This window comes from Corallococcus sp. CA053C (assembly GCF_003611675.1).
Classification (GTDB): Bacteria; Myxococcota; Myxococcia; order Myxococcales; family Myxococcaceae; genus Corallococcus.
Genome location: NZ_RAWA01000042.1, coordinates 20,931 through 38,621, shown reverse-complemented (window position 1 = coordinate 38,621; position 17,691 = coordinate 20,931). Strand labels below are relative to the sequence as shown.

Here is a 17,691-nt window from a genome sequence, read left to right as displayed (position 1 = left end):
GTCCTGGGCGATGACGAGGCTCATGGCGGGGGCGGGAGATAACAGCCCGGGGGCCCCACGGGAACGCCTCAGATGCCTGCCCGGCTGCTCAGGGGGCGTATCTCCCCGGTTGGGCATGGCGCGGCGCTTGCCTATACTCCCGCCACCCATGGCCGCCCCCTGCCCCCACTGCGGAAGTACCGAAGGTCAAGATCACCTGTGCGCGGCGCAGAGCCTCCAGCTCCTGGGCCAGGTGCTGGACGGGCGCTACAAGATCGAGAGCGTGCTCGGCCAGGGCGGCATGGGCATGGTCTTCCGCGCCACCCAGACGTCCGTTCAGCGGCCGGTGGCGGTGAAGACGCTCAACCCCTCGCTCGCCGCGGCGCCCCAGTTCTTCGAGCGCTTCCGCCGCGAGGCGGAGATCGCCAGCCGCCTGCGGCACCCGAACGTCATCACCATCTTCGACTTCGGCCGCGCCGCGGACGGCACCTGCTACTACGTGATGGAGCTGCTCAAGGGCGAGAGCCTCAAGGAGCTCGTCAAGCGCGAGGGGCCGATGACGCTCCGCCGCGCGGTGAACATCATGGAGCAGGCCACGCTGGGCCTGGCGCACGCGCACGAAGAGGGCTGCGTCCACCGCGACCTGAAGCCGCACAACATCATGGTCCAGGCGCTCGACGGGAAGGACTTCGTCAAGGTGCTGGACTTCGGGCTCGTGAAGGCGCTGGAGCAGGACGAGGAGGAGCAGCTCACCTCCACCGGCCAGGTGCTGGGCACCCCGCAGTACATGCCGCCCGAGCAGGCCGGCGGCGAGTCCGTGGATCAGCGCTCCGACCTCTACTCCATGGCGGGGGTGCTCTACTTCTGCCTCACCGGCAGCTCGCCCTACGGCGCGAACACGGTGCGCAAGGCGCTGACTGCCTCGCTCACCCAGCCCGTGCCCCCGGTGAACAGCAAGCGCCAGGGCGCGCCCGTGCCGCCGGAGCTGGACGCGTTCTTCGCGAAGGCGCTCTCCGCGGAGAAGGAAGACCGCTACCAGAACGCGCAGGAGTTCATCGACGCGCTGCTCGACTCGGTGCAGGACCTGTCGCCGGAGGAGCTGGACGCGCGCCCCACGGGCGGTGTCGCCAGCGCCGAGCGCGGCAGTGGAAGCCGCAGCCGGCCGGGCGTGGGCGGCTCCGGGAGTCGCGCGGGTTCGGGCAGCAAGGTGGGCTCCGGCAGCCGTGCGGGCCGGGCGCCCGGGCCGGGCACGGGCGCCAGCGCGCGCTCCGGTTCGCGCGTGGGCATGGCCCCGCCTCGGGGCACGACTCCGGCCGGTGCGCCCCGGGCCTCCAGCACGGGCAGTCCCCCACTCTCCCCGGCGAACCGCGCGCGGGCGTCGGCCGCCCGGGCGGAGCCGGTGGCTCCTCCCCCGCCCCCGGGCATGTCCGTGGGCAAGAAGGTGGCCCTCATCGCCGTGCCGCTGGTGCTGATTGGCGCGGGCGTGGCGGTGGTGATGTCGCGCGGTGGAGGTGAGACGCCTCCGGCTCCCGTGGTGATGACGGCGCCGAAGACGCCGGTTGCGTCACCTCCCTCGCAGGTCCGGGAGGATCCGCCCGACGCTCCGCCCCAGGCCGCGCTGCCGCAGGACGTGACGGTGGACCTCACCTCCACGCCTTCGGGCGCGGCCATCTTCGACGGGACGGAGCAGATCGGCACCACGCCCACGAAGCTGGTGCTGCCGCGCTCGAAGGTGACGGTGCTGCGCTTCAGGCTCTCCGGGCACCAGGACGAGGAGCGCACGCTCAATTACAGCCGGCTCGCGGACACGACGGCCCAGCGCGTGGAAGTGCGCCTGGATCCGGTGCGCACCGGGCCGTCACGGCCCTCGAAGCCCTCGAAGCCGTCCAATGGCTCCGACCCGGGCATCGGCGTCTTCGAGTAGGGCCGCGGGTTCGATTGCCGCCGCTCCCAAGCAAAGCAACCCACCGCTTTCAAGGCGCTACCCTCTGAGAACGGGGCTGCGACGGCCGTCCCGACGCGACGATGCGGACGCTGCCGCACAGGCAGCCGCCGGTGAAGCGCTCGGGTCCTTCCACGCTCATCCCGCTTTGCGGCGGAAGTGGAGCGCCTGCACGCCGGACTTGAACCGCTGCGTCGATAGGAGCTCGAGCTGCCGCGCACTCGACAGGCCATGAAACAACGTCGGCCCGCGGCCACTGATGATGGGATGAACGACGATGCGGTACTCGTCGATGAGCCCCAACTCCTCGAGCGCAACCGCGAGCTTGGGCGCTCCGACGAGGACCCCCCGCTCGGTCTTCGCTTTCAGCGCCGAGATCGCCTCGCGAAGGTCACCCTCCACCTTGATCGTGTTCTGCCACGGAAAGTCGCTCCGCGAGCCCGACACGACGTACTTCGCCTTCGCCTCGAGCTTCTGTGCCCACTCGCGCATCGCGCGCGGCGCCTTTTCGTCGCGTGCCACTGCGGGCCAGGCTCCCTCCATCAGCTCGTAGGTGTTGCGCCCGAAGAGCATCGCCCCGCTCTGATCCATGAGCTGAGTCCAATAGTCGTGCAGTTCGTCGTCCGCGATCCCCTGGGTGTGATCGATGCACCCGTCCAAAGTCACGTTGAGACCGAAGGTGAGGAGGCCCATGGCGTGGGATTCTACGAAAAGCGCGCCCAGCGCGCAGCAGCCCGAGCCATTGACGCGATGCCCCATCCCCGGTGGGTATCGGCGCGCAGAAACTCGACACCATCGAATCGATCATCCCGCCCGGCTGCGCGAGGACGCGCAGCAACCAGACATGATCGCCGCGATCCCCTTTCGCCACTGCGCACTGCGCGCAACAACCGGGCGTAGAGGCGGGATAGAGGCCATGTTGAGGGTGAGGGCTGGAGCGCAGGTGCCGAGGAGGACCGCTGACAGGGGCCGCCCGAGCCGTGAGCCAAGCGGGTGGACAGGCCCCTGCGCCGGGGTCCACCGAGCAGGCCGAGGGCCATGCCAGGTGCTCCAGAATGGCGTGCACCCCAACGCGGGTGACGTCAGAGGTGCTCGCGGATGGCCTGGTACCAGCGCTCCGCCATCTTCTCCTCACCGATGAGATTCGGATGGACCCCGTCATACGTGTCCGTTGAGGGGCTGAAGCCAGTCCACTGGTCCACCACGTAGACAGGCGAGTCCTCCGTGCTCTTGGCCGCGGCCAGCAAGGGCATGCGCTGGTTGAGGGACTGGAGTTTCAGCGCCAGCATGGCGCCCGCGGTGGGGATGACCTGGGCCAGGAACACCTTCACCCGTGGGTTCACCACGCGCAGCCGGTCGATGATCTGCTCCAGCTCCAACACGGTGCTGTCCTCTGTCTGCTCATGATACGTGTCGTTGGTGCCCAGGTGGATGAGTACCAGGTCGGGATGTGTGCTCGCGGCCCAGTTGGAGATGTTCGCGAGCACCTGATCCGTCCGCCAACTCCAGTGGCCCTCATGGTCGCGGTCGAACCCGACCGAGGAGCAGGTGTTCGCCCCCAGATAGCCCGTCGACAGGGTGCCCACGAAGTTCGCCCTGGAGCCACTCGCGCTCAGCTTCTGCCAGAGCTGGCACCGGTAGCTGGCGTGCCCTGCCGCCCCCTGGGTGATGGAGTCGCCCAGCGGCATCACCTTCGGCAGCACCTTCTTCGGCGCCAGCGCGGCGACACCCGCCTCCTGCGTGCCCAGTTCCTCCAGCGCTTCGCCTTCCAGGGGGCCGCCGCAGCCGAGCAGCGCCACGCCCAGCGCGCCCCACACCTGACTCCTCATCCGATGCATCAGAAGCCCCCTCCAGGATGTCCTGTTCATGAATCCCATCAAATCCACAATCGCAACCGAGCCTGTTTCATTGGAAGACCGTCATCCACGACCCAGACAGGGATGTGGAATGGAAGCCACTCCGCAAGCCCCTGCTTCTCGCGGCGTTGGTCCTGGGCGTTGCTCTCGCATCGCGGTACACGCCTTTGTCGTACGGGGTGAACATCCAGCCACCGCACGTCAGCACGGTGGACAAGCCCCGGCGGACGGCGCGGATGTTCCCCGCGCGTCACCCTCCAGCGGCCTCAAACAAGGCTCCCATTCCGCCGATAGTCATCGCGATGCAGTACATCGACGGTCAGCCGCTGAGCGCCCTGGTGCGCTCGCTCACCCTCGAGCAGAAGGCCCTGGTGATGCGCGAGGCCGCCCTGGGCGCCCATGAGGCCCATCGCGTGGGGCTCATCCACCGCGACGTCAAGCCCTCCAACATCATGGTCGAGCGCGCCGAGGACGGAACGCCCCGCCCCTACGTGATGGACTTCGGGCTGGCGCGGGAATGGAACGAATCCACGCATCGGGCGAAGAGAAGGCCTGTTGAGGGTGAGGGCGGGTGCAGAGGTGCCGAGGAGGGACGCTGACGGGTGCCGCCGAGCTGTGCGCCAGGCCGGTGGAAAAGCCGTGCAGCCCTCATGGGGCACACGCCCGCTCAGGCCGCGCTCCCCTCAGGGGCGCGGCAGGCGGCTTGGGCATGGGGGCCACTGCTGCTACTGACTCAACACCCCGCGTTCTGGGGTGGCCCCCGTGCTGGGGCCCGTCTCCCAGCCAGCGTGGGCAGTCCCAGGTGCTCCAAGATGGCGCGCACCTCGCCGGGGGCCGTCAGGGACGCCAGCACCCGGCGCCTGCCTCCACACCTGCCGCACCCGAACACGTCCAGCGCGAAGCTCCTGCGCAGCAACCCGGCCCCATCCAGTTGCGGCGTGCGCTCCGGGGTCGGCTCCTGCCTCGCCCCTGCTAAAGGCGGCTCACTTGCCTCTTCCGGCTTCGGCTCTGCCCCCGCTTGAGGGAGCTATCTCGGCGCCCATAGCACCAGGACGAACTTCATTTACACATCGAAGCTGGTCAGGCTGGCAAGAAAAGACGAACAATGACGCTATCCGAGGTTCGTGAGCGATGAGCAAATATTTCATGCTGGAATGCACGGCGCCCGAAGACTGGGATGATCCGGCACTGATAGAAGGGATCGCGCCTCCCGATGGCGAAGACTCCTGGAGATTCGGTCGGCGTTTCAAGAGCCCGCCCATGGAGCCCGTGAAAGTTACCCTTCACGCGGACTACGGAATTCAGATTGAAGAATTCTGGAACGTGGATACCTTGTTGATGACCAGGCGTCTCCATGCAGCGCTGTTGGCCGCCGGGGTTGGAAATCTGAATGTATATGATGCGGTCATCTCGCACGCGGCTCGCGATTTCGTGTCACACGACTACGTGGTGTGCAATCTTGTTGGTGTTGTTTCTGCCGCCAATATGAACGAGTCTGCCGTTGTAGGCGGTAGTCGCGATGGCCTGATTGATACCGACTTTGAATCTGTGTCCATTGACGAAAGCAAGACGCGGGGCGCGCTGATGTTTCGGCTTGCCGAGAACACGAGCGCAGTAGTCGTGCACGCAAGCGTCAAGGAGTATCTTCTGGCGCAGGGTTTCGACATGCTGACTTTTGTGCCGCCAGAAGACTGGATGGGTTGAGAAGCAATCATGGGGGGCTTGGCTCTCTTGGCCCTGGCGGCTTGAGTTTCAACACCACGCGGCCTGGAGGGGCCCGCGCGACGGGGCCAGCCTCGCACCTGCCGTGGGCAGTCCCAGGTGCTCCAAGATGGCGCGCACCCCGCCGGGTGCCGTCAGGGACGCCAGCACCCTTAAGCCTGCCTCCACACCTGCCGCACCCGAACACGTCCAGCGCGAAGCTCCTGCTTGAGCAAACCGGCCCCATCCAGTTGCGGCGTGCCCTCCTGGGTCGGCTCCTGCCTCGCCGCTGCTAAAGGCGGCTCACTTGCCTCTTCCGGCTTCGGCTCTGCCCACGCTTGAGGGAGCGTCCCCGCGTCCACCGAGGCGCTGCGGCGCGCGCACGCGCGGGCCCGGGCCGAGCTGCGCGCCCGGCCGCGGGTGCGGCGCTGGTGGTGGAGCGCGCTCGGGCTGGTGGGGCTGAACCTCGCGGTCGGTATCGGCAGCGCGGTGATGATGCTCGACCTGCGCGCGAGCACCCACCACGCCCACGCCACCCCCACGCCCATGCTGTGGGCCATCGCGCTGCTGCTGCTCGCGCTGATCGCCGCGGGGCCCCTCATCGCCTTCGCGCCGTCGCCCCGGGGAGGGCTCGGCGCAGGGCTCGCGCTCGCGCTCGTGGCGGCGGTGGCCGTGGGCTTCGGTGGCTCGGGAGCCCCCAACCTGCGTCCCTTCTTCGCCATCCCCGGAGCGGCCTGCCTGAGCGCGGAGGTGCTGATGTCCCTGCTGCCCCTGGGCGTGGTGATGTGGCTGCTCACCGCGCTGCCCCCACGCCCGCTGCGCACGCTGCTCGCCACGCTGAGCGCCGCGGCCGCGGGGCTGCTCGGCCTGCACCTCTCCTGCCCCGTGGGCACGGTGCAGCACCTGCTCGGCTTCCACGTGCTGCCCTGGCTCGCGCTGGGTGGGCTCGCGGTGCTGGTGCGCCCGCGCCTGCGCACGCGCGCGTACGCGCCGTGAGTGACCTCAGGTGGTGCGGGCCCGGCCCTCGAGCCGCTTCGTCACTCCCGGCCCCGTGAGCTCGCGCAGCGCATCGCTGCCCACCCACCGCGCCGCGGGCTCCGTGGAGGCCGCCAGGCGCCGGGCCACCGCTACGGCGGCGACGTTGAGCGCGCGGTTGCGCTTGCCCACCGCGCGCAGGGCCATGTTCACGGCCTTCTTCACAAAGTTGCGCCCGTCACCGGCCTCGCGCTCGATGAGCGCGAGGCCGTGGAGGAAGGCCTCGTCGCCCGCGCGCTTGTCGTGCGTGCTGAGGCTCCACAGCAGCGCGAACGCGGTGCGCTTCTCGAACTCGTTTCGCCTGGCGCTCCACTCCGCGACCTTGGCCCACGCGTGCGGCGAGCGGTCGAAGAGGTTGAAGCTCATCGCATCGCAGTAGGCCCAGTTGTCGAAGTCGCTGCACCAGCCGTCCATCTGCTCGGGCGTGAGCTGCCCGGGGTCTGCGACGAAGGAGGCCAGCATGCGGGCCTCGTACACGCCGGTGGCCCAGAGGGCGCTGGCGAGGGCGTGGTCGCGCCCCAGCGTCTTGCCGAGGGCCTTGATGTCCCGCATCGCGACGCCGTACGCGTGGTCCGAGGGAATCGCATAGCGCGCCATCCCCTCGAGCGTGTGCTTCGTGGCCCGGCGTTTCAGCGACGCGAGCGCCGCCTGGACCTGCGCCTCCGTCGAGGCCCGGGAGGCCGTCGTCGCGGCGCCGGCCGTCACCTTCCTGGTCGCCTTCGCTCGCATGCCGCTGCCTCCGTTGCCGAGGGGCCAGCCTACTCCCATTGCCGTGCCGCCTGCCGCCCCCCTCTGCTTCGTGAGGCGGAGCCCCGCAAAGCAGAGGGCCCGCGCTGCTGCCGCGGGCCCTCCGGTGCTTCAGCGCTCGCTGTGCGCGCCTACCAGATCTTCACGCGCTGCTCGGGCGGCAGGAACAGCTTCTGGCCCGGCTTCACGTCGAAGGCCTGGTACCGGGCGTCGATGTTGCGGCTCACGTTGGGGCGGAAGTGGCCGGCGGTGTGCGAGTCCACCACCAGCTGCTGGCGCAGCGCCTCCTCGCGGTACTTGCTGCGCCACACCTGCGCGTGGCCGAGAAAGAAGCGCTGGTCGCCCGAGAAGCCCTCGAGCACCGGCGCGGGCTTGCCGCCCAGCGACAGCTGGTAGGCGTCGTAGGCCACGAGCAGGCCCGCGATGTTCTCACCCAGCGTGAGCTCGCCGTTCACCTTGGTGCCCGGCAGCGGCTCGTACTGCGCGTACTGCGCGACGAGCTGGTCCGTGTAGACCTTGAAGCGCTGCACGTCCTTGGGCTTCCACCAGTCGGTGAGGCGGCCCTCGGGGTCGTACTTGCGGCCCTGGTCGTCGAAGTGGTGGCTGATCTCGTGGCCGATGACCGCGCCGATCGCGCCGTAGTTCACGGCCGGGTCCGCGTGCGGGTCGAAGAAGGGGGGCTGCAGGATGGCGGCCGGGAAGACGATCTCGTTCATCGTCGGGTTCGCGTACGCGTTCACCTGCATGGGCGGCATGAACCACTCGTCGCGGTCCACCGGATTGCCCAGCTTCGCCAGATTGCGCTCGTACTCGAAGGAGGCGGCGCGGATGGCGTTGCCCACCGCGTCGTCGCGCTTCACCTCGAGCGCGCCGTAGTCCCGCCACTTCACCGGGTAGCCGATCTTCGGCTTGAACGACGCGAGCTTCTACGCATAGGGCGAATAGAAGGCCTGTTGAGGGTGAGGGCGGGTGCAGAGGTGCCGAGGAGGGACGCTGACGGGTGCCGCCGAGCTGTGCGCCAAGCCGGTGCAGAAGCCGTGCAGCCCTCATGGGGCACACGCCCCCTCAGGCCGCGCTCCCCTCAGGGGTGCGGCAGGCGGCTTGGGCATGGGGGCCACTGCTGCTACTGACTCAACACCCCGCGTTCTGGGGTGGCCCCCGTGCTGGGGCCCGTCTCCCAGCCAGTTGCGGCGTGCCCTCCTGGGGCGGCTCCTGCCTCCCCGCTGCTAAAGGCGGCTCACTTGCCTCTTCCGGCTTCGGCTCTGCCCACGCTTGAGGGAGCTGTCGGTGGTGTTCACCAACGAGTCCACCACCCTGGGCGGTCCCGCCAACGTGCAGCTCTTCATCAACGGCCGGGGCGTGGGCGAGGTGCACCTGGAAAGACAGACGCGCGCCCGCTTCAGCACCGAGTGCATGGACGTGGGCATGGACAACCGAGCGCCGGTCAGCCCGAAGTATCGCGACCTCATGCCCTTCAAGTTCACCGGCCGCATCGAACACGTCACCTTCGAGTTCGACTTGGTGAACGCCAACCGCGAGCTGACCCCGGCTGAACGCCTGGAGCAGCACGTGCGGATGGATTGAGCCCCTCGAAAAGCAGAGGCCTCGCGGCGCGTTGCTTCGCCGCGAGGTCCTTTTCATGCGCGTGTCATCCGCCAGGCGGGGCCTTCACTCCTCCCCGTCATTCACGTGGTTGAACACCTCTCCGGGAGCAATGGCCTTGCCCTCCGCGTCGGTGCGCTCCGCGGTGGAGATGCTCCACACATCCAGCGTGTCGTCGTTGTCCACGTTGCCCACGCACGCGGCCGTCAGGATGCATTCGGGGCATTCGCCCTGCACGCCCGGCGCCACGCCAGCGTTGTCCAGGGCCGCCTGGATTTCGGTCGCGTCGACCGCGGTGAAGCGCTCGCTCACGGGGACGAAGGAATCCGGAAGGCTCAGCACGTACGCATAGCGGTTGCCAGGCTCCGGCGCGAAGCCCAGATCCGTGAGGGACCCCAGGGGCTGCTCTTCCGCAAGCTGTCCCTTCGCGGAGATGTAGATGGACTTGAGGTTCACCTTGCACTCCGCCTGCTTCGCGCGCGCCTGGAACCTGATGAAGTTGGGAATGGCGATGGCGGCCATGATGCCGCTGAAGAAGATGCTGCCCACCGAGATGATCAGCGCCGCGATGGCGAGCCCCCGGCCTTGCTGCCCCGGCTTGCCCGTCTTCACCATCGCGATAATGGACAGCACGAGCCCCACCGGCCACAGACAGATGAGGCACAGGCTGGCGATGGAGAAACCCAGGGCGACCCCAGGCAGTACGGACTTCTTCGGCGCTGCGGGAACATCGGACGACATCGAGGTCATTACTTCCTCCAGGGCGCGGGACCCTAGAACGCCTCACGTCGGCGAGTCACGCGGAGTGCGACTCAATCCCTCGCGGCGCGCTTCTTCGCCACGAGGTCCTTCCAGAGCCCCGCGTACTTCTTGCGGTACTTCGGGTCTTCTTCCGACTCGATGAGCGTCAAGGCAACCTGCTTGGGCGCTTCGTCCTTCACGATGTCGTAGGTCTTCCGGAAGACCTCCAGGATGTCGTACCGACGCATAGGGCGAATAGAAGGCCTGTTGAGGGTGAGGGCGGGTGCAGAGGTGCCGAGGAGGGACGCTGACGGGTGCCGCCGAGCTGTGCGCCAGGCCGGTGCAGAAGCCGTGCAGCCCTCATGGGGCACACGCCCGCTCAGGCCGCGCTCCCCTCAGGGGTGCGGCAGGCGGCTTGGGCATGGGGGCCACTGCTGCTACTGACTCAACACCCCGCGTTCTGGGGTGGCCCCCGTGCTGGGGCCAACCTGCCCGGTGGCTGCCAGGGCTTGCGGCGGGTCCTGGCCACTCCGGCCGGGTTCGGGCGAGGCGTGCTCCTGCGACCGTTTCTCCGGAGCCCTGACGCTTGTTATCGTACGGCTGAATATGCGCAAGTCACGACCCTCCATTGGAGACTACCGTGCGGTGTCGCAGTTCGTTGGCGCGCTCGGCGAGATCTCCAGCGCCGACCACCGACCCGACGCTTCCCTCCGCCACCTGACGGAGTCCACGGGCGCGCTCATCGGTGCGGGTGTGCTGTGGTGGAGTATCGTGGGCGATCCGCCGCCGCCGTCGCGCGATAACGCCGCCATCATCACCCACTCGTACGTCCACGGAGTCGACGAGATCACGCTCCTCCGCTGGCAAAGGGCTTACCTCGTCGAATCCGGGTATCGCCAGCACCCGATGTGGGGCCCCTTCGCCCGGGGCGCCGGTCGCTTGCGGAGCGCGTGTCGCGAGGAGCTGGTCTCCGACCAGGAGTGGTACTCTCACCCGCACGTCGCGGAATGGGGGCGCGGGCTGGGCTACGACGACATCCTCGCGAGCGCCGTACCGCTCGGCGCCGGAGCCTCGGCCTACCTCGTGGCGGTGCGCCCTTGGGGCGAGAGGCGCTTTGGCCAGCGCGAGCGCGAACTGCTCGAGTTGATGTTCCGGAGCGCGTCGTGGTGCTACCGGAGCTGGCTGGAGCCGGAGCACGATGCACAGGGGTGCCTGCGCCTGGGCGGTGTCCGAAGCCGCTTGCCGCCGCGCCACCGCTCCATCCTCGAACATCTCCTCACCGGGCGCGGCGAGAAGCAGATCGCCGCGTCCACCGGCTTGAGCCTGCGCACGACGCACAAGTACATCGAGCACGTCTATCGCGCCTTCGCGGTGTCGAGCCGCGCCGAGCTGATGGCACTCTGGATCAGGTAGGTTCAGCTCCACCCGATTCCACCTGAGCGGCGCGGGTCCTCCAGCGCCGCTGGCAGGTCGGCCCCGTCGCGGGGCAGGTTTCCGCCCGGTCAGCTCTCCTACCAGGTCAAATCGGCGAGCTCCGCGTCCGTACGGACGCCGTGTCGGCTCGCGTGGTTGTAGTAACCCTCCATCACCATGTCTCTGACTGAAGGGGGGAACTCCCCGATCACACCGAATTCTTGAAGTGCGGCCTGTCCGATACGCTTTACGTAGGGATAGCAATTGTCCGAACCGACGTGGCATATCTTGTCGTCCAGAATCCAGAACTTGGCGTGATTGTCTTTTTTTGCCCCGTCGCGCCACGCTTCCCGGCCGTCGCTGAAGGCGATGGTCTTGAGGAAGACGCGCTCGTTCAGAATCTTCAGGGCGTGGTTCTTGGACGTTTGAAACTGGGCGTTCATCCGCTGCGACAGCAGGTTCAAGATCGTCTGCAGCTTGACGCCATGACCATAGCTGTGGGCGCCATCGGTCGGCGCCGACAAGATGATCTCCAGTGTAGCGCTGGCGTTCTTATGCAGGAATTCCGCGAAATTGTCGATGAGGGGCAGGATGAACCAGGAGCCGCCACATCCAATCAGATCGAAAGGATAGTCCCTCGGCCTCCAGGTCTTGAAATCGACGGCGCTCATGTGAGGCGAGCCGAGGTCCTGCAGCGACATCTTGCAGCTTTGCTTCGCCTGCTTCAGGCCCTCGACGAGGGCGATCATCATGGCGCCTTCGAGGACCCGGGGAGCGGTGTAAACCCCCCATCCGGGGCTCGCCACCCAGAGTGCCGGGAAACGGTTGGAGGCATCGGCCGCGGGCGAGGCATCGGCCGCGACGGCCTCAAATGACTCGCTGCGAGGTGGCGGCGCGCTTTCATCGATCTTCAAGTCCGGGTTGAGGTAGTTGGAGTAGGTCGCGCCGCCCGGGGGGCGCCGATTGTTGGCGCGGACGAAGTTCCACAGGGCGTCAGCGAACCGGTGGCCGCCCCTCGCGATGCCCCCGTCAAAGCGCATGGAGATGTCGAAGACTGGATTCTTTGCGAGATAGTGGCCGTCCCACATGTTGTGGCCGCCGGTGATGAGCACGCCGCCGTCGATGGCGATGAGCTTGGCGTGGTTCCAGGACGCCGACTCCCAGCGGAATTGCGCCAGGTATACGTTCAGCTGCGAAGCTCGCGGCTTCGCTTGACGGATTCGGTCCGCCAGCTGCTTGAGCATCAGCCACGTGTGCAGATTAGGGCCGCCGGCCTGGCGCCCTAGCAGGAACCGAACGGTCACGGGACGCCCTGACACGGCGAGGGCGATCAAACCGTCCTCGACGTCCTTACGGAAATCCCCTGTCGGTTCGTCCATCGTGACGATGTCGATGTACTGCGTCGCCTTCTCGATGCAGGCCTTCATGGCCCGGGCCGGCTGAGACGAGTGTCCTCGGTCGGGAAACTCGCGATTGGACGTGGTCCACCAACCGTGTGGCGTGTCGAAAAGGTATTCTTCCCAACCGCCGACAAAGGTGTCACCGGCTTGGCCGAACAAACGATCACTGAATTGCGGCAGGCGAGACTTCAAGGTCGCATGAAGGTGCGCGACGGTAAGCGGCATGGCTCCACTCCTTTATTTGTATTTGTGGCAAGGGTGCTGGGTTGCAGCGCTCGGTTCGGAGCGGCGCGAGGATCCCTCTCCGGTGGAGCATCGGACAGATAGCCGATCGGCTACTTGCGCACGACCTGGCGCATAGAGGGGATGAAGTGGCCAGCCAAGCAGCGTGCGCCGAGGCGCTGTAACGGGCCGGGGTAACAATGGCTCGCAGTCGGGTCGGCCAAGCTGTTCGTAGCTGGGTCGGCCAAGCGGATCGCCCCAGGGTCGGCCAAGCGGATCGCTCGCCGGAGAAGAGGCTGAGGCGGTCCGTTCAGGGCGGAGGCAGTTAGAAGAAACGTGGCCAGTGAGTGGGCTGAGTGCCTACCTGGGTGGTCATCCCATGCATCCTCGCGCCCCACCGAGCACCGCCGGAGCGGTGTGCGGAGGGGCGCGCGCGGATGAGTTACCGGAGAGTCGACATGGACAGGTTGAGAGAGCTGGTGCGCCTGCACCGGATGGGGACGGGTGCGCGCGAGGTGGCCCGGCCGTTGAGGATGGGTCCGGCCCGCGAAGCGTTTCACGCCCGTCGTCTGGAAGGCCACGCGCGTCCACCAGGACAGCCACGTCCTCTTCGAGCGGCGCTTCTACTCGGTGCCCTGGCGCCTCGTCGGCAGCGAAGTCTGGCTGCGCGTCACCGACGCCAGTCTGGAAGCCTACGCGGACGACGACGCATAGGGCGAATAGAAGGCCTGTTGAGGGTGAGGGCGGGTGCAGAGGTGCCGAGGAGGGACGCTGACGGGTGCCGCCGAGCTGTGCGCCAGGCCGGTGCAGAAGCCGTGCAGCCCTCATGGGGCACACGCCCGCTCAGGCCGCGCTCCCCTCAAGGGCGCGGCAGGCGGCTTGGGCATGGGGGCCACTGCTGCTACAGACTCAACACCCCGCTTTCTGGGGTGGCCCCCGTGCTGGGGCCCGTCTCCCAGGCAGCGTGGGCAGTCCCAGGTGCTCCAAGAGGGCGCGCACCCCGCCGGCTGCCGTCAGGGACGCCAGCACCCGGCGCCTGCCTCCACACCTGCAGCACGCGAACACGTCCAGCGCGAAGCTCCTGCTTGAGCAACCCCGCCCCATCCAGTTGCGGCGGGCGCTCCGGGGTCGGCTCCTGCCTCGCCCCTGCCTCAGGCGGCTCACTTGCCTCTTCCGGCTTCGGCTCTGCCCACGCTTGAGGGAGCTCAGCGCGCTGCTTCCTCCGCACCTCCGCTGCTCCTGCCGGGGCCTCGCGGGGACGTGAGGAGGAAGTGAAGAAGCGGGCAGCCCTGTCGTCAGGGCCGCCCGCGCGGCACACGGATGAAGTCGAGTCCAGGCTAGTCGCCGGCCTGCTTGAAGATGAACGGGTAGGTGACGATCACGGAGCCGCCACCCTTGGGCTCCGGGAACTTCCAGGTGCGCACGCGGCCCGCGACGCAGGTCTCCAGGTCCGAGTTGCCCGCCGTGGACTGCGCGACGTTGGACGTGGCCACCGAGCCCGTGGCGCTGATGATGAACTTCACTGAGACCTTGCCGCCCAGCTTGGGGAAGCGGTTGAGCAGGCTCTCGTAGCAGTAGCGGATCTGCCCGCGGTTGCGCTGGATGACCTGGCGGATGAGCTCCTTGTCCAGCGAGCCCATGACCTCCAGGACGGAGGACGTGATGCCCACGTCCACGCTCTGCTTGCCGCCGAGCGTGCCCACGCCGGTACCGTAGCCGCCGCTGCCGCCGCCACGGCCCTTGGTGCCAATGCCGCCGATGCCGATGCTGTCACCGGTACCGCCGCCACCGCCGCTGCCGCGCAGACCCATGCCGCCGAAGCCGCCCGCGTTGCCCACCTTGGCGCTGAACACGTTGCCCATGGCGCTCTTGAGCTCACCGCCCAGGCCGGACTTGCCGAAGATGTTGGAGATGCCGCCCTTGCCGCCGCCGAAGATCTTCGCGGTGAGGGCGCGCGCCTCGTCCTTCCTGTTCAGGTCGCCCTTGGACACGGTGCGGTTGTTGGCCTTGAGCTCGTTCTTCTTGCCCATCTGGCCTTCGTCACCGCGCGTCTTCTGGGCCATCTCGCCCAACTTCTTCTCCTTCTGCTGGTTGAGCTTCTCCAGGAACTTGTTCTTCTGGGTCTCGGGGGCCTTGATGATCAGCTTCGCGATGCGCGCATCGTTGCCCGCGAGCTCGTCCGCGTACTCATCCCCTTCCCCGCTGCTGTTCATCGAGTGGATGACGAACGCGGTGGCGATGAAGAACATCACCAGGAAGATGTTGAGCGCCGTGTAGTCGAGGTTCTCGCCCACGGGCACGACCACGCGCTTGGACATCGACTGGAGCTGCGCCTCCAGCGTGAGGCCGCCCAGGTCCACCCAGAAGAAGTCGTCGGCCTCCAGCGTGACGGCGTAGGACTCGCCCTCATTGGAGGCCTTGCCCGACTCGATGACCGCTTCCAGGTCGAGCGTTTCGCCCTTGCGGGTCAGCTCGCCCTTCATCTTGCGCGCGAAGCGCACGGAGAAGGTCTGTCCGTCGGTGCGCAGCACTTCGAAGGAGGGACCGCCCAGCTTGGCGTCGTCCATCACGAAGTCCACGCCCTTGGCGCTGCCGACCGTGAAGCCCTTCTTCGCGCCCGGGGGCACGAAGAACTCGCCCACGCGCTGATCACCCCAGAGCAGGCGCAGCGACACGCCCTGCGGCCCGCTGGACTTGGTGCGGCGCACGGTGCGCACGCGCGGCGCGGCCACCTCGTCCTCGGAAGGGGCTTCCGGAGCCTCCTCGTGTGCCTTGGCGGCGGGCGCCACGACCTTGTTCTTCTGCGTGGGCGCGACCGACGCATCCATCGCGGCGGCGGCGGGCGGAGGCGGAGCGGCGACGGGCGCCGTCACAACGGGCGCGACCGGAGCGGCCACGGCCTGCGCGATGGCGGCGGCGGAAGCGCCGGCCACGGGGGCCACGGTGGCGTTCTTGTCGGTGGGCGCGGCCGCCTGCGCGACGGCGGCGGCCAGGTTCACCGCGGCCACGGCGGCCGGGTTCTCCAGGCGGATGGTGGTGCCGCCCACGCGGACCTCGTCACCGAAGGAGATCTGCCCCTTGTTGATGCGCTTGCCGTTGACGTAGGTGCCTTCGACGCTGCCCATGTCGATGATGGACATGGAGCCGTCGCCCGCGACCTCGATGACGGAGTGGATGCGGCTGACCTTGTCGTCCTCCAGGCACAGGTGCGCGGAAGAGAGACGACCAATCTTGATGATGTCGCGCTCGTAGTCCTTGGAGGCAACCAGCGTGTCGCCCTTGAAGACCTTGAGTGTCAGGGGTACGGCCATGAAGGGGGCTCCCGGTTCGCTCTCGCGCTCGTTGGACAACGGGGCTGGCGGAAGGTTCCCGCCGGCAATTCGTGGGGAATTACAGCTCACCCACGGACTGCATGACCTTGTCTCGAAGTCTTCGCGGATGCGGATGAGGTTGGAGTGCTTCGCGGACTTGCGAGCTTCGACGTACTCACCATCCGGCTTCGTGAGGTCACCTTCGATGGTGTCGTCCTCGAAGTCGACGTTGGTCGTCTTCTGCATCCGGGCGCCACCACCTTCACCGCCGCCCTGCGCCTTGCCGCCCTCGTCCTGGGCGAAGGCCGGAACCACCGACAGCGTCACGCACAACGTATAGGCGGAACTGGCGGCCACTTTCACCTCGGCGTCCGGTAGCCCCTCTGTGCGGGCCTCGTGCAGTTGCCAGAGGCAAGGGGACCGTGGGCAACCCCAGGTGCCTCAAAACCTCCTTGACGCCGCGGCCTTTCAGCACCGCCAGTACCCTCCGCCGCCTGCCGCTGCCAGGACAGGTGCAGACGTCGAAGTCGAAACCGCGCTTCAGCAGCGTCGCCCAGTCCCACCGCTCAACGCATAGGGCGAATAGAAAGCCTGTTGAGGGTGAGGGCTGGTGCAGAGGTGCCGAGGAGGGACGCTGACGGGTGCCGCCGAGCTGTGCGCCAGGCCGGTGCAGAAGCCGTGCAGCCCTCATGGGGCACACGCCCGCTCAGGCGTCCTCCTCGCGCGCGCCTGGCTTTCAGAGGCCCCCTGGCTCCTGCTCGATGAGCCCACCGAGCATCTCGATTCGCGCACCGCCACACGCGTGATGCGAGACCTGGATGGGATGAAGGCGCACGGGCGCGGCCTGGTGGTCGTCACGCATGACGCGGACGTGGCGCGCGCGCTGGACAGCCAGGTGCGGCTCACAAGGCATCCTAGGGAGCCGTAGCGGCAAGCGTGGACGGGTCCCCGCCCGCGGGCATCACCTCTTCCAGCGTCGTCGCCATGGTGAAGCCATCATGGTAGAGCGAGGCTGTCTGCGCGATGGTCGCATCCCGGTAGTAGCCGAGCTGGATGTAGCCCGCAGTGTCCGGGTAGCGCGTGGCGATGTTGCGCTTCGGCACCACCAGATTGCCATTGTAGTACAGCTCGACGAAGCCGACATTCGGGTCGGGCGACCACTTCACGTGCATCACGAAGTCGTTCCACTGGTCCCGGTGCACCGGCGCCTGCCATAGAACCTCGCCCGAGCTTCCTCCGACGCGCATGTTCATCGTGTCGTTGATGACGAAGAACTCGAGCGGCGGGGAGCCACAGCAGCCGTCATGGTGCCATTGCGTGAACACCTGCCACCGGGGTGAGCTGGGGAAGTCCTGGGGAAACAGGGTGCTCCACTTGTAGTAGTACTCGGAGTCGACCGGCTCATAGGTGCCGCGGAACAGCTCGTTGCGGTTGCCGCTGGCGTTGACGGGGTTGTCTCCCTGCTGGACGGTCACCTTCAGCGCCTTGTTCCCGTCACGGACAAGGTCGCCCACCACCTGCATGCGGTCCGGGGCGACAAGCCAGGCTTGGGTGTACTGAGACAGGTCGCCGGTCTCGAAGTCTCCCTTCCAGACGACGGATGCCTGGGACGCCAGAGGCACGAGTAGCGCCAGGGGCGCAAGTTTCAGGAGTCGAAGCATCTGGGTCCTTTTGTCCGGGGGGTGAGGAGGACAGACAAAGGAGACCCGCCCGTACTTCCCGCCGGCTTGCGCGCGGCGGCA

At 67.7% G+C, this 17,691-nt stretch carries 15 protein-coding genes and 1 pseudogene; 6 read left to right on the top strand and 10 right to left on the bottom strand.

Annotated features, from left to right (window positions below):
- Positions 1–148: 148 nt before the first annotated feature.
- Positions 149–1,903 carry a serine/threonine-protein kinase gene (locus D7V97_RS08540; RefSeq protein ID WP_120610103.1) on the top strand — a complete coding sequence of 585 codons (1,755 nt, stop codon included), beginning with the start codon at positions 149–151 and terminating at the stop codon, positions 1,901–1,903.
- 156 nt (positions 1,904–2,059) lie between these two features.
- Here D7V97_RS08540 and D7V97_RS08535 read toward each other — a convergent pair whose 3' ends face one another.
- Both D7V97_RS08535 and D7V97_RS08525 read right to left on the bottom strand, forming a co-directional pair.
- Positions 2,060–2,614, bottom strand: a complete 555-nt coding sequence (locus D7V97_RS08535) for a dihydrofolate reductase family protein (RefSeq protein ID WP_120610102.1) — start codon at positions 2,612–2,614, stop codon at positions 2,060–2,062.
- A gap of 389 nt (positions 2,615–3,003) precedes the next feature.
- Positions 3,004–3,759 (bottom strand): SGNH/GDSL hydrolase family protein, encoded by a 756-nt coding sequence (locus D7V97_RS08525; RefSeq protein ID WP_233582584.1) that lies wholly within the window; start codon positions 3,757–3,759, stop codon positions 3,004–3,006.
- Positions 3,760–4,073: 314 nt separating this feature from the next.
- Between D7V97_RS08525 and D7V97_RS08520 the strand changes: the two are divergent.
- The 3 genes and pseudogenes from D7V97_RS08520 to D7V97_RS08500 all read left to right on the top strand — a co-directional run.
- Positions 4,074–4,304: pseudogene (locus D7V97_RS08520) on the top strand (AarF/UbiB family protein); the annotation flags it as partial.
- 604 nt (positions 4,305–4,908) lie between these two features.
- On the top strand, positions 4,909–5,481 hold the full coding sequence (locus tag D7V97_RS45305; protein WP_199728747.1) for a hypothetical protein: 573 nt from the start codon (positions 4,909–4,911) through the stop codon (positions 5,479–5,481).
- A gap of 450 nt (positions 5,482–5,931) precedes the next feature.
- Positions 5,932–6,474 (top strand): hypothetical protein, encoded by a 543-nt coding sequence (locus D7V97_RS08500; RefSeq protein ID WP_158623315.1) that lies wholly within the window; start codon positions 5,932–5,934, stop codon positions 6,472–6,474.
- 6 nt (positions 6,475–6,480) lie between these two features.
- On the opposite strand, the gene D7V97_RS08495 is transcribed toward D7V97_RS08500, so the two are convergent.
- Together D7V97_RS08495 and D7V97_RS08490 are read right to left on the bottom strand one after the other, a co-directional pair.
- Positions 6,481–7,242: a DNA alkylation repair protein gene (locus tag D7V97_RS08495; protein WP_120610097.1), complete on the bottom strand. Its 762-nt coding sequence runs from the start codon at positions 7,240–7,242 to the stop codon at positions 6,481–6,483.
- Between the two features lie 149 nt (positions 7,243–7,391).
- Positions 7,392–8,150 (bottom strand): M13-type metalloendopeptidase, encoded by a 759-nt coding sequence (locus D7V97_RS08490; RefSeq protein WP_368668886.1) that lies wholly within the window; start codon positions 8,148–8,150, stop codon positions 7,392–7,394.
- A 382-nt stretch (positions 8,151–8,532) separates the two neighbouring features.
- On the opposite strand from D7V97_RS08490, the gene D7V97_RS08485 reads away from it, so the two are divergent.
- Positions 8,533–8,844 (top strand): hypothetical protein, encoded by a 312-nt coding sequence (locus D7V97_RS08485; RefSeq protein ID WP_158623314.1) that lies wholly within the window; start codon positions 8,533–8,535, stop codon positions 8,842–8,844.
- Between the two features lie 84 nt (positions 8,845–8,928).
- Here the strand turns inward: D7V97_RS08485 and D7V97_RS08480 are convergent, their stop codons facing one another.
- The gene (locus tag D7V97_RS08480) at positions 8,929–9,603 is read right to left on the bottom strand and encodes a pilin (protein WP_233582583.1); all 675 of its coding nucleotides are present in this window, start codon (positions 9,601–9,603) and stop codon (positions 8,929–8,931) included.
- Between the two features lie 71 nt (positions 9,604–9,674).
- The gene (locus D7V97_RS44590) at positions 9,675–9,851 is read right to left on the bottom strand and encodes a hypothetical protein (protein ID WP_158623313.1); all 177 of its coding nucleotides are present in this window, start codon (positions 9,849–9,851) and stop codon (positions 9,675–9,677) included.
- A 397-nt stretch (positions 9,852–10,248) separates the two neighbouring features.
- Between D7V97_RS44590 and D7V97_RS08475 the strand changes: the two genes are divergently transcribed.
- Positions 10,249–11,016, top strand: a complete 768-nt coding sequence (locus D7V97_RS08475; RefSeq protein WP_158623312.1) for a LuxR C-terminal-related transcriptional regulator — start codon at positions 10,249–10,251, stop codon at positions 11,014–11,016.
- Positions 11,017–11,114: 98 nt separating this feature from the next.
- On the opposite strand, the gene D7V97_RS08470 is transcribed toward D7V97_RS08475, so the two are convergent.
- From D7V97_RS08470 to D7V97_RS08440, 4 genes are all read right to left on the bottom strand, one after another.
- On the bottom strand, positions 11,115–12,641 hold the full coding sequence (locus D7V97_RS08470; protein WP_120610092.1) for a phospholipase D-like domain-containing protein: 1,527 nt from the start codon (positions 12,639–12,641) through the stop codon (positions 11,115–11,117).
- Between the two features lie 1,334 nt (positions 12,642–13,975).
- On the bottom strand, positions 13,976–16,306 hold the full coding sequence (gltG, locus tag D7V97_RS08460) for an adventurous gliding motility protein GltG (protein ID WP_233582582.1): 2,331 nt from the start codon (positions 16,304–16,306) through the stop codon (positions 13,976–13,978).
- A 379-nt stretch (positions 16,307–16,685) separates the two neighbouring features.
- Positions 16,686–16,811 (bottom strand): hypothetical protein, encoded by a 126-nt coding sequence (locus D7V97_RS46465; RefSeq protein ID WP_255424759.1) that lies wholly within the window; start codon positions 16,809–16,811, stop codon positions 16,686–16,688.
- Positions 16,812–16,863: 52 nt separating this feature from the next.
- Positions 16,864–17,571, bottom strand: a complete 708-nt coding sequence (locus D7V97_RS08440) for a polysaccharide lyase (RefSeq protein WP_233582581.1) — start codon at positions 17,569–17,571, stop codon at positions 16,864–16,866.
- Positions 17,572–17,691: the final 120 nt, after the last annotated feature.

Coding starts and splice junctions, on each gene's coding strand:
- D7V97_RS08525 (WP_233582584.1), bottom strand. CDS start 3,759: ATGCATCGGATGAGGAGTCAGGTGTGGGGCGCGCTGGGCGTGGCGCTG.
- D7V97_RS08480 (WP_233582583.1), bottom strand. CDS start 9,603: ATGTCGTCCGATGTTCCCGCAGCGCCGAAGAAGTCCGTACTGCCTGGG.
- D7V97_RS08535 (WP_120610102.1), bottom strand. CDS start 2,614: ATGGGCCTCCTCACCTTCGGTCTCAACGTGACTTTGGACGGGTGCATC.
- D7V97_RS46465 (WP_255424759.1), bottom strand. CDS start 16,811: ATGCGTGACGACCACCAGGCCGCGCCCGTGCGCCTTCATCCCATCCAG.
- D7V97_RS45305 (WP_199728747.1), top strand. CDS start 4,909: ATGAGCAAATATTTCATGCTGGAATGCACGGCGCCCGAAGACTGGGAT.
- D7V97_RS08540 (WP_120610103.1), top strand. CDS start 149: ATGGCCGCCCCCTGCCCCCACTGCGGAAGTACCGAAGGTCAAGATCAC.
- D7V97_RS08495 (WP_120610097.1), bottom strand. CDS start 7,242: ATGCGAGCGAAGGCGACCAGGAAGGTGACGGCCGGCGCCGCGACGACG.
- D7V97_RS44590 (WP_158623313.1), bottom strand. CDS start 9,851: ATGCGTCGGTACGACATCCTGGAGGTCTTCCGGAAGACCTACGACATC.
- D7V97_RS08470 (WP_120610092.1), bottom strand. CDS start 12,641: ATGCCGCTTACCGTCGCGCACCTTCATGCGACCTTGAAGTCTCGCCTG.